A 19,759-nucleotide genomic window follows, 5' to 3' on the forward strand; every position below is an offset into this window, starting at 1 on the left:
TTTATTTTAGTCTTTAGGTTTAATTTGCTCAAAATATTGATCAAAGTTCTTCATTTTGCTGAAATCAATCATTTTCTGAATTTCATCACGAATGAGTGCTTCTCCAACTAGTTTGTTAAAATTTTCAACTTCAGCAAGTTCTTTAAATTCGGATTGCTCCCCATTAAGAAATTTTATGGCTTGATTGATTTTTTCAAATGCATATTCACTAATAAACTCCTTCAGAAAAAAGCCGTCGCTAAACAGCTCGAAAATATTTCCGCCCAGTGTTGGTAAATGACCCTCTGATTGGGATACTTTACAGTTGCCCAAACTATCCTTTTTTAAGAATATTAAATTTTGTTTGGGAATATCTGAGATAATAAATGGGGAGTGGGATGTAATAATGATTTGAAATTTCTTATTGTAGCTCCTGCTGTGGTGTTCGAAAAATTGATAAAGTGTATTAATATATTTTCGCTGCCACTCAGGATGTAAGTAGAGTTCTCCCTCATCAATGCTGACAATTACATATTCATTAGTGGAATTTTTTAATGCTTCGTGAAATTCAGATAACTGATACAAAATTGCTTCTTCTCCTGAACTGAAAGGCGTTATGTTGTATTGCATTAAAGGCTCTGCATTAAAATCGGTTATAGAAAGAATTTCTTTTAAAAAATCCCATAAATGTTTATTTATTGATAAATCAAAATAACCATTTGAAAAGAATTGAGCAGATTCTGCTATTTCAATATTTTCTAATAATGAATCTAAATTATTAAGTAAAGTACTAATTTTATCTAATTCAACTCCTTCCTTGTAAGCTTTGTAACGTGATAAATACTCACTAAGTGATTTGAAAATATTTTGATCTAATGGAAGTGATTTAAGGTAACTTTTTAAATGAACCGCATAGTCAAGTATGCCTGTCTGTTTAAAGAAATCATTGTAAAGGGCAAAAAAGAAATATTTATATATAATTGTATATTTGAATTTATTTTTAGTGTTAGATTCTGTGTTTAATAATTTATAGCAATGGCTATAAATTTTCTCAAGTGTTTCAAATAATGAAGATTCTCCTTCAGTCATTTTTTGAATCTGTGAAAAAATATTTTCATTGAACCAAACTGATATTGTCTCTGAAAAACGAATATCACCAATAATTGAAAATTTATTTTCTATGTTGTCCGAGAGAAAGTTAATCATTCTTTCTTCTCGGTCATTTTGATAAATAGACTGCAGATTAAAGCTTTCTTCCAGAAGTAAATAGGCTGAATTGGCTTCTTTTTTAGTATTGTAATCAGCTAGATAACCAGCAACTTTTTCCGGAGTAAGGGATTGTCTTAGCTGATAATCAACTGATCGGTTCATAGGATTGTCCAGCCCAAGGTAATTTACATTTCGATTAGAAGTTAGATTTGAGTAAAAAATCAGATCAAGTTCCTTGAATGGATTTTTGTTTTTGAACGTATTCACTTCTATACCGTGTGTAAAACTTCCACCTTCAAGAAGCACCATTTTTATTGTGTTTTTTTTTCCATATAATGGGAATGTGCTTACATAACAGGTAATTTCAATTACGCCGTCATTTTCGATTATAACTACGACATTATTTATTAGTGGTTTACCGGCAGAAATTACGTTTATTAAATTTAACAATGAACTTTTTCCAGAGCCGTTAATACCTATTATTCCTGAAATATTTACTATATTGGAGCCTGTCAATAGGTTGTAGTAATCTGGCGTTTGCTGGTTGCTTATTGTTAATTCTCTGCTCTCCTCATTAAAATCAAAAGAATAAGTATATTGTCCTCCAAAATTAAAGCTTTGATTTTTGATTTTCAGAAAATCTTCAACCCACATGGCTAGTAGTCTCATTTTTTATTATTTAAATTTATTTACAGTCTAAAATCTTCTAAAGTGTGTGCTGAGAATTGAACTGGGTTAATATCAGTTAAACCTCTAATTTTCAATTTTTTTTTATAATCAAATATTGATTTTCCTATCAGTTTTTCTTATGTTTTTTATAATAAGGAAACAATAAAGGCAGTAAAGAGAATTATGTCCACGTTTTACGAAGTGATCTCATGAAAAGCTATCTAAATATCTCTGACTTCCTGCATTTTTTTTCTTAGAAATTATTAACCTGATAGAAGTCTCTCGAATTTTGATGGTTAGTTCTTTTTATTCTCTCGCTTTCTCTACATTCATTACAATATTTTAAGAAGACTAGTTTTTAAAGTCAGAAACTTTATGAAGTCTCTGTTTTTCAATTATACTTGTTTTAAATAATACAAAGCCAGAGATAATTGCACAGCGTAAAGAATAACACTTTTTAGAGCGCAACAACTATTTTTTGATGTTTAAATTGTAGTTTTCTAAAAACCATTCAAAGGATTTACCATTCTTTCCAAGCTCCTGATTTAACAAATTCAAGGTATTTTTGATACTGTCCGATGGTTGATATTTCATTTTCGTAATTGTCAAGTAATCCCCGTATTTCAAGTATGATTTTAATTCTTTCGGACAATTCGTCGTTTGACTGTATATCTCTTTGGTTAACTCTGTCAACAATTTGTTCGTATTCCCTTTCAAATTCGCTTCGTAGTCCATTCTCCACTTCGGCTTTGAGTTTTCTATACTCTCCATCTTTTGATTGAAGTCCTTTTCTAAGTTTTTCAAAGTCTTCTCGTTCTCTTTTTTCAAGTTCCTCAAATTCTCGTTCAATCTTTCTGTTTTCTCTTTCAAAATTAAGCGCAAATCTTGATTCTTCTCGAAAATTGACTTCAATGTATCTTTCTTCTCTTCTAATTTTACTTTGCTCGTTGTCAATTCTACTTTCTTCAAGTCCAAATTCTCTTCTAATGTCCTCTTCAGATTCTCCAACTCGGTATCTGAACTTAATTTCCCGCTCAGTGTTTGCTTCTTCTTTAATAATATCCGCTCTGCGTTTAATATATCTTCTTTCCAAATCTGAGTGGTTTTCCTCAAATGCAATTTGTTGTTGTTCAAGGTCTCTTGATCTTCGTTCAACTTCTTCTGCTTCGTGTCTAATACTTGAATATACTTCGTCCTCAAATTCTCTTTCCAGCTCCTCCAGTCTTTCTCTATTTCTTTTTGTGTTTGCCATAACTCTTGATAATTCAGATTCAAATTGTTGTTCAATTCTTCTGTATAGTTGAGTTCCCAAACTGCTTTTAATTGACCGTATAAGATTGCTAATTTGGTTTGTTCGGCAGACGACAGATTCTGCAAAAAACTTTCTTTGGAGTTCATCAAATGATGATAATTCCTCTCTATCTGCTTTGGAAACTTGAATGTAGTCAGTGCGTTCTTGGACATAATTGTAAACCCATTTAGTATTATTTGATGTTAGTAAGCTTTTAGCAATATTTTCTTCTGAATCTTTAGGAATAATAATTTGAATTGTATCTATTCCTAGTCTTTTCAGTTTAACTTTTTTTTCATCATCTAATTTATGAGAAACTACAATTTCAATTAGTAGAATAGGCTCATCCTTAGAATTAAAGAAAGTTAAGTCAGGTCGTATCAAAAGATTTTTATTTTCTACATCTGGATTTTTCCCGTGAATTACGTTTCCTTCATCATCTTCATAAAAAGTCAGTTCAGCTCTTACGTGATGAGCTTCAATAAATTGTGCTTCTTCCAAAAGAACAGCTTTCTTTCCGTCAGGGGAATAGGAGTAAAGATTGGGAACTTTTATGCGTTTTGTAAATTGAAGTACTTCTATTGCAAGTTTATGTCTGTATTCTTGGTTGCTAAAAGTACATTTTCTTTCATTGTCAACTCCTTTGGCCGAGTGTCTAAAATAAGATTTATGATAGATGTTTTTTTTCTTTACGGCATCCATTTCTTCATTACATCCTAAGCACCAATAACCTTTTCTTCCGCTTATTGCATCACCAATATAAACAACTTCATCTTTGATGTTTTTGGCATATTCATTTTCTTCTTTTGGATTAACTTTAGACATTTCACAATCTTAATTATTGGTTATCTGTTTGATTTATAATATGCGTTTTGTTAATTTATGATGAAATCTAATAAAACTTATTTTTTTGTATTTCCTAAATAATGCAAAAATCGTCTTTATTTTAAGCAACAAGACAAGTAATTACACCTGATTTTGATTGAAATAGAAACTAACTTTTGTGAAATAATTTCAAATTATTCGATGTAAGAAAAATATATAATATTATAAATAAAAATTATTTTTTTTGCGATCGACATTGTCATAAATAAAATAGATTGAACAAGGAATGTTTAACATTCTTAATGTATTTACTGCTCTAAGTAAACTAATTCTTGAAAATATAGGTAACTTACTTGATTTGCCTGTGGCATCTTTCTTAGTGATAATTCCATAAGTCACACTGAATTCACCTTTGTCTATTAAATTATTAAAACTGTTATTGTTAACAAGTGTTTTTAATTTTTCTTTTGATTCTTCTTCCATTCTAAGCAATTCAATTGAATTTACTCCTTGGTTGAACAAATGGCTGAGACTTGCAGAACGTGTTGAAATTTTTATATGAATTAGGTTAACTTTATTTTCAAGGATAGTGATTAAATCGCATGGTTCTATTTGGGTTTGTCCATTAACCGAAATGTTTTTTTTGTCTAAACAGATTACATTTGCATTAGTACTTTTTACGGATTCATTATACTCATCTTCCCTTTGAGAATCGCAGGGATGTAAGAATGTGTGTGAATTTATAAAGTGAGGGTTAAGTGCATTTTCTAATTTTGTGATATATTCTTTATCAATTAAATACCATTCTCCCTCAGTTAAATGATAAGTTAGGCCGTTGATTTCACAATCATATAAAAAACATTTATATATACTAAATTGTTTTATTTGATTGCCATTTTCATCTATAATTGCCATGTGATGATTAAAAAAGACATTAACATCATTAATTTGAGTTATATTCCTTTCTTCCAAATATGCTCTATAGTCGGCTATATATACATCATAATATTCAAAATTTGTTCTGCCTGCACCATTGAATTTAATTTTAAAAGATGTTGAATAATCCATGATTTCTGGAATTGATAGTACTAACTCTACCGGCGCACTTTCAAAAGCTAATAATAAGTTTTGGTTAAGTTCTCTGATTTTGTCTGGATCTCTAACTGGAACTATATTTTGAATATCTGGAAAAGATTGAATAAAATCGGTTTTGTTATATATTTCAATTATCTCTCTACATAAATTTGTGATCTCATCTGCTGGTAAATTTGAAGAAATTCTTAGGCTACTTGCACCAGTAACATTTCTAAATAAGTCAATGTATTCTGATTTTACAGCACCAGTTAATTTTTTTATTATGTTTTCATCATGTCTAATATCAAAAAAGTTTAGACTCGATTCTGTAGGACTTTGTACTCTTTGCCTTTTTGCATTCTCGGGTTGTAATATATCAGTAGATTTAATTTTTTCTGGATCCAGTGCGTTTAATGTTGTTTTTAATCCAAAATCATAATGATAACTATTATCTTTTAGTTGATGATAAGTAATGCCAAATGTCAGTACTATCCAACTATTATCGACAGGAAGAAAGATTAGACTTCCTTTTTGCATTTGATATAAGTTTTTATGTATTCCCCAGTAATTTTTCCACCATGGAGGACTTCCTGGAGTATCAGATAAATACATGATGGAATTATCAGGGAGATTTGTATTCTCTTCCTCTAATAACTGTAGATTGTGACCATCTTTCAACGCATTTTCTGGAGTAAATGTATCTTTTAATAGATAAATTGAGAAACCTCTACTTTTTGCCATTTTGAATTTAGATTATTTTATTAGACTGGTAATAATTGCATCAAATATTGGTGTTTAATTTACTATTTCATTACGGAAATCCATAATGACAATTTAAAGTCTTGTTTCAAGAATATCGATTAAATTATACTATACATCGAGTAAAAATACCTGTTTACTCTAAGTTGAAGTTTTTATTTTGAATTACGATAAGTCGTTAATTATTAAAGAACTCTGGAAGAGTAGTAGTGATACAAGTTAAGAAAGAATTTGATGTTTACTTAAGGCAATTATATTCAAATCTTTTACTCTTTGTTACGTTGTACTTGATAACACATGGAATATTTTTTCAATTAAGTGTTTCATGTGCTTAAGAGTATTCAGTAGTAAATAAATCAATCAAATACATTAAGTAATATGAAGTCAGCTTATTTATACGTTCGTGTAAGTACGGACGAGCAAAAGAGAAAAGGTTACTCCCTGCCAGAGCAGGAGGACAGGCTATTAAAATATTGTAAACATTATGATATCGAAGTCAAAGGAATTTATCGCGAAGATTACTCTGCAAAGAATTTCAATAGACCGGAATGGAACCGATTATTTTCAGAAATTAAAAAGAAATCATCAGGAGAAGATAAAAATATTCTATTTATCAAATGGGATAGATTCAGCCGTAATATTGAATACGCTTACGAAATGATTGGAAAACTTCGGAAATATAAAACAATTGCAAAAGCTATTGATCAGCCAATTGATTTCTCTGTGCCGGAAAGCACAGTTATGCTGGCTGTATATTTAGCTGTTCCAGAAGCAGAAAATGCAAGGAGAGCGCAAAATACTTCGAACGGTATTCGTCGAGCAAAGCTGATGGGAAGATATCCTAGTAAGGCACCTTTAGGATTTATCAATTTGACATCAATGGACGGCAAAAAAGGTATCGCTCCTAAAGAGCCTGAAGCCGAAATTATAAAATGGATTTTTTGTCAGGTTGCCAAAAACGATCATAAAATATCTGAAATCATGAAAATAGCTAAAGATAAAGGATTGGTATGTTCAAGATCACACTTTTTCAGGATTTTGCATAATTCAGTTTATTGCGGGCTTATACCAGTCAAGCTTGACTCTGGTGAAGAGCAAGTGATAAAAGGATTACATGAACCATTGATATCTGAGGCTTTATTTAATCAGGTCCAGTCTGTTATTAATCCAAAAAGAAAAACCACTTCTAAAAATTATGATTTGCAATCAATGTTTTTTCTTAAGGGGTTTATTATCTGTCCAGTTTGTGATCGAAAACTTCTCGGAAGTTTTTCAGCGGGGAGATTAAAAAAATATCCATACTACCATTGTCGCAATCGCTGCAGAACAAGGATAAATGCAATTTTTCTTAATGATTGCTATCAAAAGAAGCTTCAACAGTTAATGCTCTCAAATAATATAATTGAATTATTTAAAAATATTTTGGAAGACCAGAATATAAAGACACAGAAAGGAAGTTATTTATATGCGAAGAAAGTATTAGTGAGAAAAATAATTGACGAGAGTTTAACACTTTCTCAAGGCAGAAAATTATTTATTTCCGGAATATTAAAACTCGATGACTACAACGAATTAAAAAAAGAGAATCAAGTCAACACGAAAAATCTTAAAAAGGAAGTACGTGATATTTTAATTAAATTAAAAGCTATTGATAAGAAAAGTCAAATAGAAGAGAAAGCGTTAGTCGCAATCTTTCAAAGATTTTCTGAATTTGAGGTCTCAGATAAAAGACATCTTGTAAATCTTATTCCACCGACTAATGTTGATTATAAAACTGGAGATCTATCTTTAGATTTGAATCAAGCATTTTTAAAAATACTATCAAAAAAAGATAACCGAAAAACTGAAAAAAGATGAACTTTATTGAGAAGAATGTTTCAGTAGAAAAAGCAATTGCCATTCTTTCTAAGAGCGGCATTCAGATAAACGAAGATGAAGCCAAAATTATATTGGAATTGTTATATTTAGTGTCGAAAAACTACCATAAACCCAAAGAGAAGAAAATACTATATCCTTAACGGGACTTCGAACCACTATTCAGCCCCGATTATATCTCTAATAAAATTGCTTCAAGACTGTTTATCTTAAACAGACTAAGGATTCCTCGTGAAAAAATCGAACCTAAAATATCTGGCTGTAAAGCTAGATAAATGGGGACTTTTGGCTATAAAAAAAGAGACAACTATTAACTAGTTGTCTCCTTAAGTGGAGTCGGAGAGAATCGAACTCTCGTCCAAACAAGCAATCGAAGAGCTTTCTACACGTTTAGTTTCCGATTAAATTTTCGACAAAAAGCAAGGCCGGAAACCGCCACTTTTTGCTTAGCTTTATGAATGTCAGAACGGATTTAAAGCATTACCGTTCCTAGGTTTACTTTTACGGTTCCCCTGAACAAAACGCCATAAACCAAGGCTTTTTAGAGGAATCCAGCTTTCTCGTCTAACGAGAACTAGGCAAATCGTACTATAATTCGGATTAAGCAGCTAAAGCGTAATTATTTTCGCCGTTTATAAGTTTGAAACATGATATTTACGAGCTGTGTCCCGGCGCTCGACGTGCTTACTGTCCAATTCCACTCGCTGTCAAAACCAGTCGACCCCAAGTAGTAGGAAAATACTATAATGAATATAGCAAAAACCAGACCGCAAATATAAATCATTAAATTTTCAATTAAAAATAATTGCAACACTATTCTTTAAATGTTACATTTGGGAACTATTTATTAAAAACAAACTAAACAATCCCTGAGAAGTTACATTATTAACAGTTTTTGACCTGTTTAAATGTTAATTTTTCAAAAGCTACTTACGATAAAAATGAAAATTGGACTTATCAAGGAACGAAAAACCCCGCCCGACAGACGCGTTGTTTTTTCTCCTGCAGAATTACTGAAATTAAAAGAACTTTATCCGCAGACAGAAATTAAAGTAGAATCATCCGATATCAGAATCTTTACCGATGCCCAATATGCAGCATTAGGCTTCGAAGTAACGGAAGATATGAATGATTGTGATGTATTAATAGGTGTAAAGGAAGTACCTGTTGATGCCTTGATTCCGGATAAAAAATATTTTTTCTTTTCGCACACCATTAAAAAGCAGCCGTATAACCGAAAATTATTAGTGGCCTGCCTTGAAAAAAATATCCGTTTGATCGATCATGAAACAATTGTAAACGAAACCAACCACCGCCTGATCGGTTTCGGAAGATATGCCGGAATTGTGGGAGCTTACAATGGTTTTAGAGCATTCGGAATCAAATACGAACTATTCAACTTACCCAAAGCAGAAACCCTGGCAGATAAGGCCGCTTTGATTGAACGTTTAAGAAGACCTTTTTTACCGCCTATTAAGATTGTCTTGACCGGTCACGGAAAAGTAGGAATGGGAGCCAAGGAAATTCTGGACGGTATGAAAATAAAACAGGTTTCCATTGAGGACTATTTAACAAAGAATTACTCGGAACCGGTTTATACACAAATTGACGTTTTGGATTATAACAAACGCAAAGACGGTCAGCAACTGGACAACCAGGATTTTTATCACAACCCTCAGGATTATGTATCCGATTTTGAACGTTTCACAAAAGTATCGGACATTTTTATGGCCGGACATTTTTATGGAAACGGCGCACCGGTAATTTTGTCACGGGAAATGCTGAATGCACCGGACAACAGAATTAAAATCGTGGCCGATATTTCCTGTGATGTGGAAGGGCCGATTGCCTGTACCTTAAGAGCATCCACTATTGCAGAACCTTTATACGGTTATTACCCGAGTGAAGACAAAGAAGTAGAGATCACACATCCGGGTGCTATTGTAGTAATGGCGGTTGATAATTTACCTTGTGAATTGCCAAAAGATGCCAGCGAAGGATTTGGTGAAATGTTTTTGGAACACGTTATCCCGGCTTTCTATAATAATGACAAAGACGGAATCTTACACCGCGCTAAAATTACCGAAAACGGAAAACTAACCGAACGATTCAGTTATTTACAGGATTATGTAGATGGCGAAAAAGTAAGCTAATAAATATAAGACAGTGATTATAATAAAAAGCCTTTCATGACTATGAAAGGCTTTTTTATTTATCAGCACGACATTGCCTTTTGCCCTTTGCCCTTTGCCTTTTACCAATTACTCACCCCTTTTTCAAAAAATCCACCAAACCTTTAAAATAAGTATTCTGGTCATCATACATACTCATGTGTGCCCCGTTGGAACAAAACAGGTAGCTGCCTTTTGGCAATAATTTCGACATTTCTTCCATGTGTTTCGGATCCATCGTATCATATTGAGCGCCGATAACCAAAGTCGGAACGCTGATGTTTTTCAAATCCTTTTTACGATCCCATTTTGCCAGTTTTCCGGATATTCCAAACTCACTGGGTCCTTGCATCGTTACATATAACGACTGATTTATTTTGGAGAAAGAACGGTTCATTGGTTCCGGCCAGTCATTTACCGGTAATCTGCAAACGTGTTTCGTATAGAAATTAGGCAGCAGCAGCTCCATATAACGCGGATTATTAAAATCTCCTTTGGCTTCAATACTGCGGATTTCCTGCAATACTTTCGGATCCATCTCTTTAGCCAGTACATTTTTGGCATACAGATCATATTCCGGAGCACTCGACATCATATTGGAAATAATAAGACCTTTCAGATTGTTCTGGTATTTTAACGCATATTCCATGGCCAGAATTCCGCCCCAGGAATGTCCCAGCACATAAAAATTATCCTTGTTGAGCTGCAATGCCTGCCGAACCTGTTCGACTTCCTCTACATAACGGGGAAGATCCCAAAGCGTAGTGTCCTGGGTAGCGCTGGAATTTCCGCAGCCTAACTGATCGTAATAAATAAACTCAATTCCTTCTTTTGGGAGGAAACTCTCAAAACACTCAAAATATTCATGGGTCGCTCCCGGACCGCCATTTAACAATAGTACTTTAATCTTCGGATTATTTCCGATTCGTTTTGTCCAGATATTAAACGTCCCTTTAGGTGTTGTTATCGGAATAACCTGTACACCGCCGTTTTTTATACCGCTGCCGGTATCTTCAAAATAATCCAATGCAACAGTACCGGCTGCTGATTTTTCCATTTTATTGCAGGACGTAAAACCTATCAGTAACAAGGATATAAAGGTGATTATTGTTGTTTTTCGCATGATGATATGATTTAGAAAGGATTATAAAGTTATTAAAAAAGAATCAGATTTTACGCGTTATAACCCGCTTCCGTTTGTAAAGAAAATCCATTAACAGTATCTTTACCCTATGGATTCACTCACACAGATAGTATTGGGAGCAGCCGTTGGCGAAAAGATTCTGGGAAGAAAAATCGGAAACAGAGCCATGCTGTATGGCGCTATTGCCGGAACAATTCCCGATCTGGATGTCCTGGTCGGCAAACTGTTCGATCCGGTCACAGCGGTAGCCATACACCGCGGATTCAGTCATTCGATACTCTTCTTTTTATTGCTGTCGCCCTTATTAGGCTGGCTGATATCCAAAAGAGAAAAAGACAGTAAAGTTTCCGTAATGAACGGAGCTGGTCTGGTCTTTTGGGCCTTGTTCACCCATGCTTTACTGGATGCCTTCACCACCTGGGGAACGCAGCTGCTATGGCCGTCGGCTTATAAATTTGCTTTTAAATCAATTTTTGTCATTGATCCGTTATATACTGTTCCGTTTATCATCTGCCTGATTGCCGCAATGCGGAAAGAAAGAACCGATTACAAGCGTACCCAATGGAATATTTTAGGACTAAAGATCAGTACCGGCTATCTTTTAATTACGCTGCTGCTAAAAGGGATTACCTATTATAAATTCCGACAGGCATTATTGGATGCTAAAATTGAATATGCACAAATGGAAACCAAACCGTCACCGTTCAATACCATATTATGGACTGCCAATGTGGAAACTGCAGATGCCTATTTAATAGGGGACTATTCTTTTTTTGACAGCCAGCCCATCACCTTTAAAGCCTATCCTAAAAACCATCAGCTTTTAGGAAGTCTTTCCGGTACTACAACAGTAAACCGGCTGATTGCCATTTCGGAAGGCTGGTACACCATTAGTGAAAAAGAGGGAAAGCTTTACTTTAACGACCTGCGTTTCGGACTACTGAATCCGGATGAAAACAATCCGCAATTTGCCTTTAGTTACGAACTGTTACCGGAAAACGGAGCATTAACCGTTAGGGAAGTGCCCAAAAGTAAAAAAGACGGTATGCTTTTACTGCAAAAGTTATGGAATAGGATAGGAGGCAATTAAAGATATCCTATTTTTTCTTAACTTGTTTTCTGTAAATAGTCAGGAAAGAAACAGCCGATGAAAAAAATCACACATCATTACGGTATTGGATTGGACTGGGTGGAATCGCTTGCGAAGCAGCTGGAAGGGAAAGTAGAAGGCAATTTTATGATAATTCCGGAGCATATTCACACGGGACAGCGTTACTTCCTGAATTGCGGTCCCGGAATAACAGCACTCTATATTGATGTGGTGTACCATACGGAAATCCATTTCCGCCAACAAAACCTGACCGATGATTTTATCGGGATGTATTACAACCTTACGGAAGGTGAAGCTGTACTGCTTTCCGATGATATTGCCAATCCTATCGGGCGTTGGAATTACAACCTGGCCATCGTTGACGGAGCGCTCTATTCCGATTATATTGTAAAAGAAAACAGCCATACTTTTGCCCTTTGTATTTTTATTAAAAAGAGCCTGATAAAAGAATACATTAAAGACAATCCTTCTTTGCGGGAACATGTCGATACAATAATGGATACCGAAAAAAATACCATTATCCGGTTTACCCGAATGAGCAGTGAAAGTTACCACCTTCTGAACGACTTGCGCAATCAGCAGCTCGAAAGCCTTTCGTTTCCGTATTATCTGCAGGGAACCATTCAAAGCCTTTTGGCCGATTATATTGAGAAAATGACCATCAGCGATATTGTGATCGAAAAAGTAAATGAGGACGACCTGAACGGTATTATAAAATCACAGTCTTTCCTGATTGAAAATTTAGACAGTGTATTTCCGGGAATTGAACTGCTGGCAGCACAGGTTAACATGTCGGAATCCAAATACAAGAACCTTTTTAAAAAGATAACCGGGATTCCGCCCAATACGTTTTTCCTGAATAATAAGCTTTTAAAATCAAGAGCACTGCTGCAGGAAAAGGAACTGACAATTGCGCAGATTGCCGATGCGCTGCATTTTGCCAACAGTTCCTATTTTATCTCAAAATTCAGGGACTTTTTCGGAATGTCGCCCAAAGAATATTCGAAACAACTCTATTCATGAAAGAAATTAACCATACCTATTCCCTGAAACCGGATTGGCAGTTCGCTATTGCGGCACAAATAGGCGCGCCGTTAATTGACAATAAATGGATTGTACAGCCGGAAAATTTAGGAGCAGGCGGAAGCTATTTCCTGGAAGTGGCTCCGGGTTTATCGGTAGTGGTACTGGATCTGGTATTCAACCAGCCGGTCCGGATTCGGAGGGATCGTTCGGAAGAAGACTTTTATATCATTCATTACGACTTTAGCGATGAAATGAATGTGATGAAAATCAACGACGAAAAACATAAAATCGGGTACCGGTCTATTTTGGGACTGGGAGTTATTGATAACAGGATCAGCAATGTTTTTGAACCGGTTGTCGGAGAACGCGTTTTTGCAATTCGTTTGCTGGTGGCTAAAAAAATATTGGATTTTCCAATGAAAAGCGGAACCGGTAAAGGAAAAAAGAATCCGGAAAAGACCCTGTATTTTTACGACCATGTAGACAGTAAAAGCAAAGTCATCATGCACCGCATCAAAAATAAAACCTTTTCCGATCCGGCTTACGATCTGTACCTGAGAGGAGTGGCCTTTAAATTGCTGGCCAAGTTTATGGACCGTTATGCCAATCTGAAAACGATTAACCGGATAACGGAAAGTGATATAAAAGCCCTGTCGGTAACCAAAGAATATTTAATGAATAATGTACTCGAACCATTTCCGGGGCTTGATTTTTTATCGGATATGGCAGGAATGTCCGTCTCAAAATATAAAGCGCTATTTAAAGAAGTCTATCTTGATGCTCCGAATAAGTTTTATATCCGGGAAAAAATGCTGCTGGCACAGGAATTACTGAAAAGCGGCGCTCATACTACTTTATCGGCGGTGATGCTCACATTAGGCTACAACCGACTGAATTATTTTGCTGCACAATACCACCGTTATACCGGTAATCATCCGTCTGATGATCTTAAAAAAGAATAAGAGTAAAGATATTTTGTTATTTTAAAACGGTATTTTGTCTTATTGTGTGATTTTTATAACTTTTTAGTGCAGTTTTTGCCAGGTGTTTGTACCAATTTTGCAGCGTCGATAACTGACGTTAAAAAGAAAGTATATGAAACACACGGTATTAAAAGGACTGCATATAGTGATGGTTTTATTTGTTGTACTGAAAAACCTGTGGTCTGGTATGGCAATAATGACGGAAGATACTGCCACAGCATCATTTTTTCTGGAATTGGGCTTTTCGAATGATGGGATTATGATGTTAGGGATGCTGGCGGTTGCCTGTGCCGGTTTAATACTGATACCGCAAACCTATATAATCGGGAACCTGATAACGGCTTCGATGACCTTTCTGATCATCTGTTTTAACCTGCTGGAAGAAAATCTCTGGGAAGCCATTACAGAAGTTCCTTTCTTATTACTTATCGTGGTCATGGTAAGGCTCAACCACCCCTATATAAACCGGTATCAATGGATAGATGTTATGTTTGAGAGGGATAGCTGATTCCGGAACTAAAATCGATTTTACCAATACTGAAATCGAAACAATCCATTTTATCGTATAGCGTTTTAGCACCGGAATTTGTATTTTTGAGCATCCTAAAAAGTAAGCCATGAAAATTGTAATATCACCAGCCAAATCATTAGATTTTGAAACGCAGTTACCCACAAAACAATATACCGAAGGAAATTTTTTAAAAGAAGCCAATACGGTTCATAAAGTACTGAAGAAAAAGAAACCGAAAGAACTTTCGGAATTGATGGCTATTTCTGAAAAATTAGCCGATTTAAACTGGCAGCGCAATCAGGAATGGGCAACCCCGTTTACACCCGAAAATGCCCGTCCGGCGGTATATGCTTTTAATGGTGATGTTTATATCGGACTGGATGCTTATTCGCTTCCGGAGGAAAAACTGGAAGTATTGCAGGACAAACTCAGGATTCTGTCCGGCTTATACGGTTTATTGAAACCATTGGACCTGATCCAGCCATACCGACTGGAAATGGGAACCAGACTGCCAATAGGAAAAAGCAAAGATTTGTATGAATTCTGGAAAACAAAGCTTACCAAAGCCTTGAATGCCGAGCTGAAAAAAGACGAATTATTCATCAATCTGGCGAGTAACGAATACTTTTCTGCCATCGACAAAAAAGCCTTGAAAGTACCGGTGATCACTCCGGAGTTTAAAGACTATAAAGACGGCAAACTTAAAATGATCAGCTTCTTTGCCAAAAAGGCGAGAGGAATGATGGTGCGTTATATTATTGAAACCAATGCCGAAACCATTGAAGACCTGAAAGGCTTTAATTATGAAGGATATCAATATGATGCGAACCTGAGCAAAGGGCATACCCTGGTTTTTACACGTTAATATTAAATCGGTATAAATTAGGTACTTGTAAGTGATTTAAACAGAATTTTCGTAAATTTAGTCAACCAAAACTATGTCCCTATGAAAAAACTATCATTTACCCTGGCTATGGCCTTGGTTTTAGTACTTGGAGCGTGTACCGCAACGAAAAAGGCGACTGCTTACGATAAAATGACCGGTAACAGCTGGCAGCTGGAATATATAACCGGCGTCAGAATTGCTTTTGAAGGCCTGTATCCGGAACAAAAGCCGCAGCTTTCATTTAATCAAAAAACACAGGAAGTAAACGGAAATACTAGCTGTAACCCGTTTTCGACAAACTATACGGCTAAAGATCCTGATTTTATTAAAATTGAAGCACCCAAAGCGATGACCATGCGTTTCTGTGAAGGAGAAGGAGAAAAACGCTTTTTGGACATGCTGCAAAAAATAAACAAATACGATGTCACACCAGACGGAAAACTGGTTTTACTGATGGATGATATTGTAGCGATGCGATTTATAAAAAAAATAGACTAATTGTAAAGGAGAGCAGGTATGAAAAGCAGATTAATCCTCTTAGCATTAGTAGCGATAGCAGCAACAGGCTGTAAAAAAGAGGCAACCAGAGAAAAAATTGAAGATAAAGATATTTCAATGGTTCCGACTGTCCAGGAAGATTGTTATGCCTATAAAAAAGACGGCAATACAATTTATATGCGCCTTAAAAAAGACAATACAACTACAGTTAAAGGCGATCTGGAATATGCATTTAGTGAAAAAGATGCCAATAAAGGAACTTTTGTAGGAACCGTTAAAGGCGATACCTTAATTGCCATGTATACCTTCACTTCGGAAGGTGTGGAAAGTAAAAGAGAAGTCGCTTTTCTGATAAAGGATAAAACCTTAATTGAAGGATATGGAGAAGTGGAAGAGCATGACAGCGCTGTAGCTTTTAAAAACAGGTCTAAATTAGTATTCAATTCGAATATGCCGCTCACAAAAGTGGACTGTAAGAAATAAAAGAACCCCGTTTTAAAACGGGGTTCTTTTTTTATAAATGTTCATTCTGGATTAATGCATATAAAAATACTCCTCATAATCGCGGAGTGTTTCACGGGTCATTTTGCGCTGGTCGCGTGATAATTCCCGCAAAGCTTCGACACCTTTTTTAGCACAACGCTTTATTCCCGTTAGCCGGATCGAAAAATCCATCAGTCTGGAAACATCGTCAGGGCTTAACTTCTGCTTCAGTTCCTCAATATAGTTTTTGAATTCATAAACAACCTCGCGATTTTGTTCATAATCGGATTTTAAATCGTCTAATAGTTCATTTATCTCTTTCTCAATATCATTACAACGATCTTCACTCTTTTTGCTGAATTCTTCAAGAATCTTTTTTTCTGAGTTGCTAAATAATCCCATAGTAATAGTTTTTTGTTGTGTATAACTATTTTAAAATCAATGATTTGATGTGATATAAAGGTACGGTGTTTTTTTGAAAATAAAAAGGGAAATTTATTTTATAACGCAATGATAATATGCCAATAAAAAACGCTGGAAATATACTCCAGCGTTTTCTATAACAAATTAAATAACCTTAATTAAAATTAGTGAACATTTGACATGTCTACTTTTCCGGAACCTTTTCGGATTAAGAGTACAAAGGGTACACAAACCAGAAACAGGATGCCCAGATACATAAATACGTCCATATAGGATAATACAGTCGCCTGTTTCATAACGGAATAATCAATAGCCTGATGTGCTTTGTTAAGCGCTTCACTGCTGCTGAATCCTTTGGACATGAATCCGGCCTGTAATTGCTGAATACGTTGCTGTACTTCAAATTTGGCACCATCCAGGTTGGCAATTAAATCCACGCGGTGTCCTTGTGTAAAGCGGGCAATAAAAGTGGTTATAATGGCAATACCGAATGAACCGCCCAATTGTCGCATCATTCCGGTAAAAGCGGCTCCTTCACCAATGCTTTTCCCTTTAAGTGTGGAAAGTGCCAGAGTGGTAATCGGAACAAACAGTAAACCTAAACCAACACCACGCAATATCAATGGCCAGAACATGTGTTCCGTTCCGGTATCGGGAGTGATAACATTATGCATCCAGAAGGTAAAACCAAAGAATAACATAAAACCAACAGCAACCATATAGGATTGCGGTACACCACGCTGAATCAGCTTACCGATAATCGGCATCATAATCCCGGTCATGATCGAACTCGGAATCAGTAATAATCCGGCATCGGTTGCCGTCCATCCCAGTACAGACTGGGTATAGATCGGAATGATAAAGGTGGAACCGTATAATCCGAAACCTAATATAAAACACATGATGGTTCCCACACGCAAATTACGATCCTGCAGTACTCTTAAATTAACAATAGGATGTTTGTAGGTTAACTGTCGCCAGATAAATAAAAGCAATCCAAAGAACGATACAATACTTAATGTAACAATCAGATTATCGGCAAACCAGTCATCCTGTTGTCCGTGTTCTAGTACAAACTGAAGCGAACCGATAAAAGAGGCCAGAAATACAATTCCCCACCAGTCTACCTGGCTGGCTTTTAGTTTCTCACCATATTTAGGGCTTTTCACGAATGAAAGGGTCAATACGGTAGCAATGATTCCCAACGGAATATTGATATAGAAAATATACGGCCATGAAAAATTATCCACTAAATAACCTCCTAACGGCGGACCTAATGTTGGCCCTACAATCACACCCATTCCATAAATAGCCTGTGCCATTCCTCGTTTTGCAACGGGATAACTCTCCGTAATAATGGTTTGTGCTGTTACTAGCAGCGCACCACCACCCATACCCTGGATGAAACGGAAAGCAACAAGCTCCCAGATATTAGTCGCATTACCACAAAGGAAAGAGGAAACGGTAAAGATAATAATGGATGCGGCGAAATAGTTTCTGCGTCCGAATTGCTGGGACAACCAGCTGGTCATTGGAATAACGATTACGTTAGCAATGGCATAAGCGGTAATTACCCAGGCAACATCGGTCAGAGTTGCCCCTAAACTTCCTCTCATGTCGTTTAGGGCTACGTTTACGATAGTAGTATCGACAATCTCCAGCAGCGCACAAAGTACGGCAGTGATTGTGATAATGACTCTTCTAAAGCCATATTCTACTAAATTATCTTCTCCTGCTGCTTCCATATTATTTTATATGTACGTCCACTTCTACGTTCATTCCCGGACGTAATAATTTTACTTTTTCGGCATCGTTATTTCCTGTTAATTTGATTTTTACAGGTAAACGCTGAATGGTTTTTACAAAGTTTCCGGTAGCATTATCCGGAGGCAGGATTGAAAAACGGGCTCCGGTAGCCGGTGAAAATGAATTGATTTCCCCTTCAAATTTATAATCAGGGTAGGCATCTACTTCAATGATTACTTTTTGTCCGGCTCTCATTTTGTTAAGCTGTGTTTCTTTAAAATTAGCCACAACCCAGGTTTCCTGGTTGTTAATGATATAGAACAATGCCTGTCCCGGTTGTACCATTTGTCCCGGCTGGATATCAATGCTTGAAACCTGTCCGTCAATAGCTGCTGTAACTACAGTGTAACCTAAATTTAAGGCTGCAGCATCAAGAACCGCCTGTGCTCTTTTAATGTTGGCTGCGGCAACAGAAGTCTGTTTGTTGGCAACAGTTGTTTTAGAAACCACAGCATCACGTTGGTGTGCGCTGGCATTACGTTGCTGTTGTAAAACTTCAACTTCTTTTTCGGCCTCTTGTTTGGCCGCTAAAGCCTGCTCATACTGTTGTTTTGTTATCGAATGATTTTTGTAAAGATTCTCGTAACGCTCGAAATCGTTTTTCGCTCTTCCGTAACGGATTTTAGCAGCATCAATGTTTCCTACATTCGACTGGATTGTCGCATCGGAAATAGAAATATTGGCAGCAGAAGCACTAACATCGGCTTTGCTTACTTCCAAAGAACTTTCAGCACTCGTTAATGCCGCTTTGGCTTCTTCCACTTTTACTAAATAATCTTTATTGTCAATTACAAATAAAGTATCTCCTTTTTTTACAAAGTCATTGTCTTTTACATAAACTTTGGCTACATAACCCGATACTCTTGGTATAATAGGGTTCATGTTTTTTTCAATTTGAGCATCATCAGTTTCTTCGTGAGCCTGTGCATGCATATATTTAAAGATTCCGTAAACTGTTCCTAAAACAACTAAGGAACCCAGAATGATTATGAATTTTTTATTAGATGGTTTCTTTTCCATGATCTTAAAGAAATTA

Annotated in this window: 16 protein-coding genes and 1 other RNA gene; 9 read left to right on the forward strand and 8 right to left on the reverse strand. The window is 35.8% G+C overall.

Annotation, left to right across the window (positions count from 1 at the left end):
* Window positions 1-6: 6 nt before the first annotated feature.
* From HW120_RS10825 to HW120_RS10835, 3 genes are all read right to left on the reverse strand, one after another.
* A complete protein-coding gene (locus tag HW120_RS10825; RefSeq protein WP_177734017.1) occupies window positions 7-1,857 on the reverse strand; it encodes an AAA family ATPase in 1,851 nt (616 codons plus the stop codon).
* 520 nt (window positions 1,858-2,377) lie between these two features.
* On the reverse strand, window positions 2,378-3,973 hold the full coding sequence (locus HW120_RS10830) for a hypothetical protein (RefSeq protein ID WP_177734019.1): 1,596 nt from the start codon (window positions 3,971-3,973) through the stop codon (window positions 2,378-2,380).
* A 222-nt stretch (window positions 3,974-4,195) separates the two neighbouring features.
* Window positions 4,196-5,788, reverse strand: coding sequence for a DUF6119 family protein (locus HW120_RS10835; RefSeq protein WP_177734021.1), 1,593 nt, complete (start codon window positions 5,786-5,788; stop codon window positions 4,196-4,198).
* A gap of 396 nt (window positions 5,789-6,184) precedes the next feature.
* Here HW120_RS10835 and HW120_RS10840 point away from each other — a divergent pair, with 396 nt between their 5' ends.
* On the forward strand, window positions 6,185-7,663 hold the full coding sequence (locus HW120_RS10840; RefSeq protein ID WP_177734023.1) for a recombinase family protein: 1,479 nt from the start codon (window positions 6,185-6,187) through the stop codon (window positions 7,661-7,663).
* A 346-nt stretch (window positions 7,664-8,009) separates the two neighbouring features.
* Here HW120_RS10840 and ssrA read toward each other — a convergent pair.
* Window positions 8,010-8,406: a transfer-messenger RNA gene (gene ssrA, locus HW120_RS10845) on the reverse strand.
* A gap of 216 nt (window positions 8,407-8,622) precedes the next feature.
* Here ssrA and HW120_RS10850 point away from each other — a divergent pair.
* Entirely contained in the window at window positions 8,623-9,834 is a 1,212-nt protein-coding gene (locus HW120_RS10850; protein WP_177734025.1) for an NAD(P)-dependent oxidoreductase, read from the forward strand.
* A 112-nt stretch (window positions 9,835-9,946) separates the two neighbouring features.
* On the opposite strand, the gene HW120_RS10855 is transcribed toward HW120_RS10850, so the two are convergent.
* Window positions 9,947-10,975, reverse strand: coding sequence for a proline iminopeptidase-family hydrolase (locus HW120_RS10855; RefSeq protein WP_177734027.1), 1,029 nt, complete (start codon window positions 10,973-10,975; stop codon window positions 9,947-9,949).
* 109 nt (window positions 10,976-11,084) lie between these two features.
* On the opposite strand from HW120_RS10855, the gene HW120_RS10860 reads away from it, so the two are divergent.
* From HW120_RS10860 to HW120_RS10890, 7 genes are all read left to right on the forward strand, one after another.
* Window positions 11,085-12,086: a metal-dependent hydrolase gene (locus HW120_RS10860; RefSeq protein WP_177734029.1), complete on the forward strand. Its 1,002-nt coding sequence runs from the start codon at window positions 11,085-11,087 to the stop codon at window positions 12,084-12,086.
* Between the two features lie 57 nt (window positions 12,087-12,143).
* Window positions 12,144-13,130 carry a helix-turn-helix domain-containing protein gene (locus tag HW120_RS10865; RefSeq protein WP_177734031.1) on the forward strand — a complete coding sequence of 329 codons (987 nt, stop codon included), beginning with the start codon at window positions 12,144-12,146 and terminating at the stop codon, window positions 13,128-13,130.
* Complete coding sequence (locus HW120_RS10870) at window positions 13,127-14,095, forward strand: helix-turn-helix domain-containing protein (protein ID WP_177734033.1); 969 nt, start codon at window positions 13,127-13,129, stop codon at window positions 14,093-14,095. The genes HW120_RS10865 and HW120_RS10870 overlap by 4 nt, the downstream gene beginning before the upstream one ends.
* A gap of 133 nt (window positions 14,096-14,228) precedes the next feature.
* The gene (locus HW120_RS10875) at window positions 14,229-14,624 is read left to right on the forward strand and encodes a hypothetical protein (protein ID WP_177734034.1); all 396 of its coding nucleotides are present in this window, start codon (window positions 14,229-14,231) and stop codon (window positions 14,622-14,624) included.
* A 109-nt stretch (window positions 14,625-14,733) separates the two neighbouring features.
* Entirely contained in the window at window positions 14,734-15,492 is a 759-nt protein-coding gene (yaaA, locus tag HW120_RS10880; RefSeq protein WP_177734036.1) for a peroxide stress protein YaaA, read from the forward strand.
* A gap of 81 nt (window positions 15,493-15,573) precedes the next feature.
* Complete coding sequence (locus HW120_RS10885; RefSeq protein ID WP_177734038.1) at window positions 15,574-16,011, forward strand: META domain-containing protein; 438 nt, start codon at window positions 15,574-15,576, stop codon at window positions 16,009-16,011.
* 18 nt (window positions 16,012-16,029) lie between these two features.
* On the forward strand, window positions 16,030-16,494 hold the full coding sequence (locus tag HW120_RS10890; protein WP_177734040.1) for a hypothetical protein: 465 nt from the start codon (window positions 16,030-16,032) through the stop codon (window positions 16,492-16,494).
* Window positions 16,495-16,545: 51 nt separating this feature from the next.
* Here HW120_RS10890 and HW120_RS10895 read toward each other — a convergent pair whose 3' ends face one another.
* The 3 genes from HW120_RS10895 to HW120_RS10905 all read right to left on the reverse strand — a co-directional run bounded on the left by HW120_RS10895 (window position 16,546) and on the right by HW120_RS10905 (window position 19,743).
* Complete coding sequence (locus tag HW120_RS10895; RefSeq protein ID WP_177734041.1) at window positions 16,546-16,896, reverse strand: hypothetical protein; 351 nt, start codon at window positions 16,894-16,896, stop codon at window positions 16,546-16,548.
* A 185-nt stretch (window positions 16,897-17,081) separates the two neighbouring features.
* Complete coding sequence (locus tag HW120_RS10900; RefSeq protein WP_177734043.1) at window positions 17,082-18,662, reverse strand: MDR family MFS transporter; 1,581 nt, start codon at window positions 18,660-18,662, stop codon at window positions 17,082-17,084.
* A gap of 1 nt (window position 18,663) precedes the next feature.
* Entirely contained in the window at window positions 18,664-19,743 is a 1,080-nt protein-coding gene (locus tag HW120_RS10905) for an HlyD family secretion protein (RefSeq protein WP_177734045.1), read from the reverse strand.
* Window positions 19,744-19,759 lie beyond the last annotated feature (16 nt).

It is taken from the genome of Flavobacterium inviolabile (assembly GCF_013389455.1).
GTDB classification, from domain to species: Bacteria; Bacteroidota; Bacteroidia; order Flavobacteriales; family Flavobacteriaceae; genus Flavobacterium; species Flavobacterium inviolabile.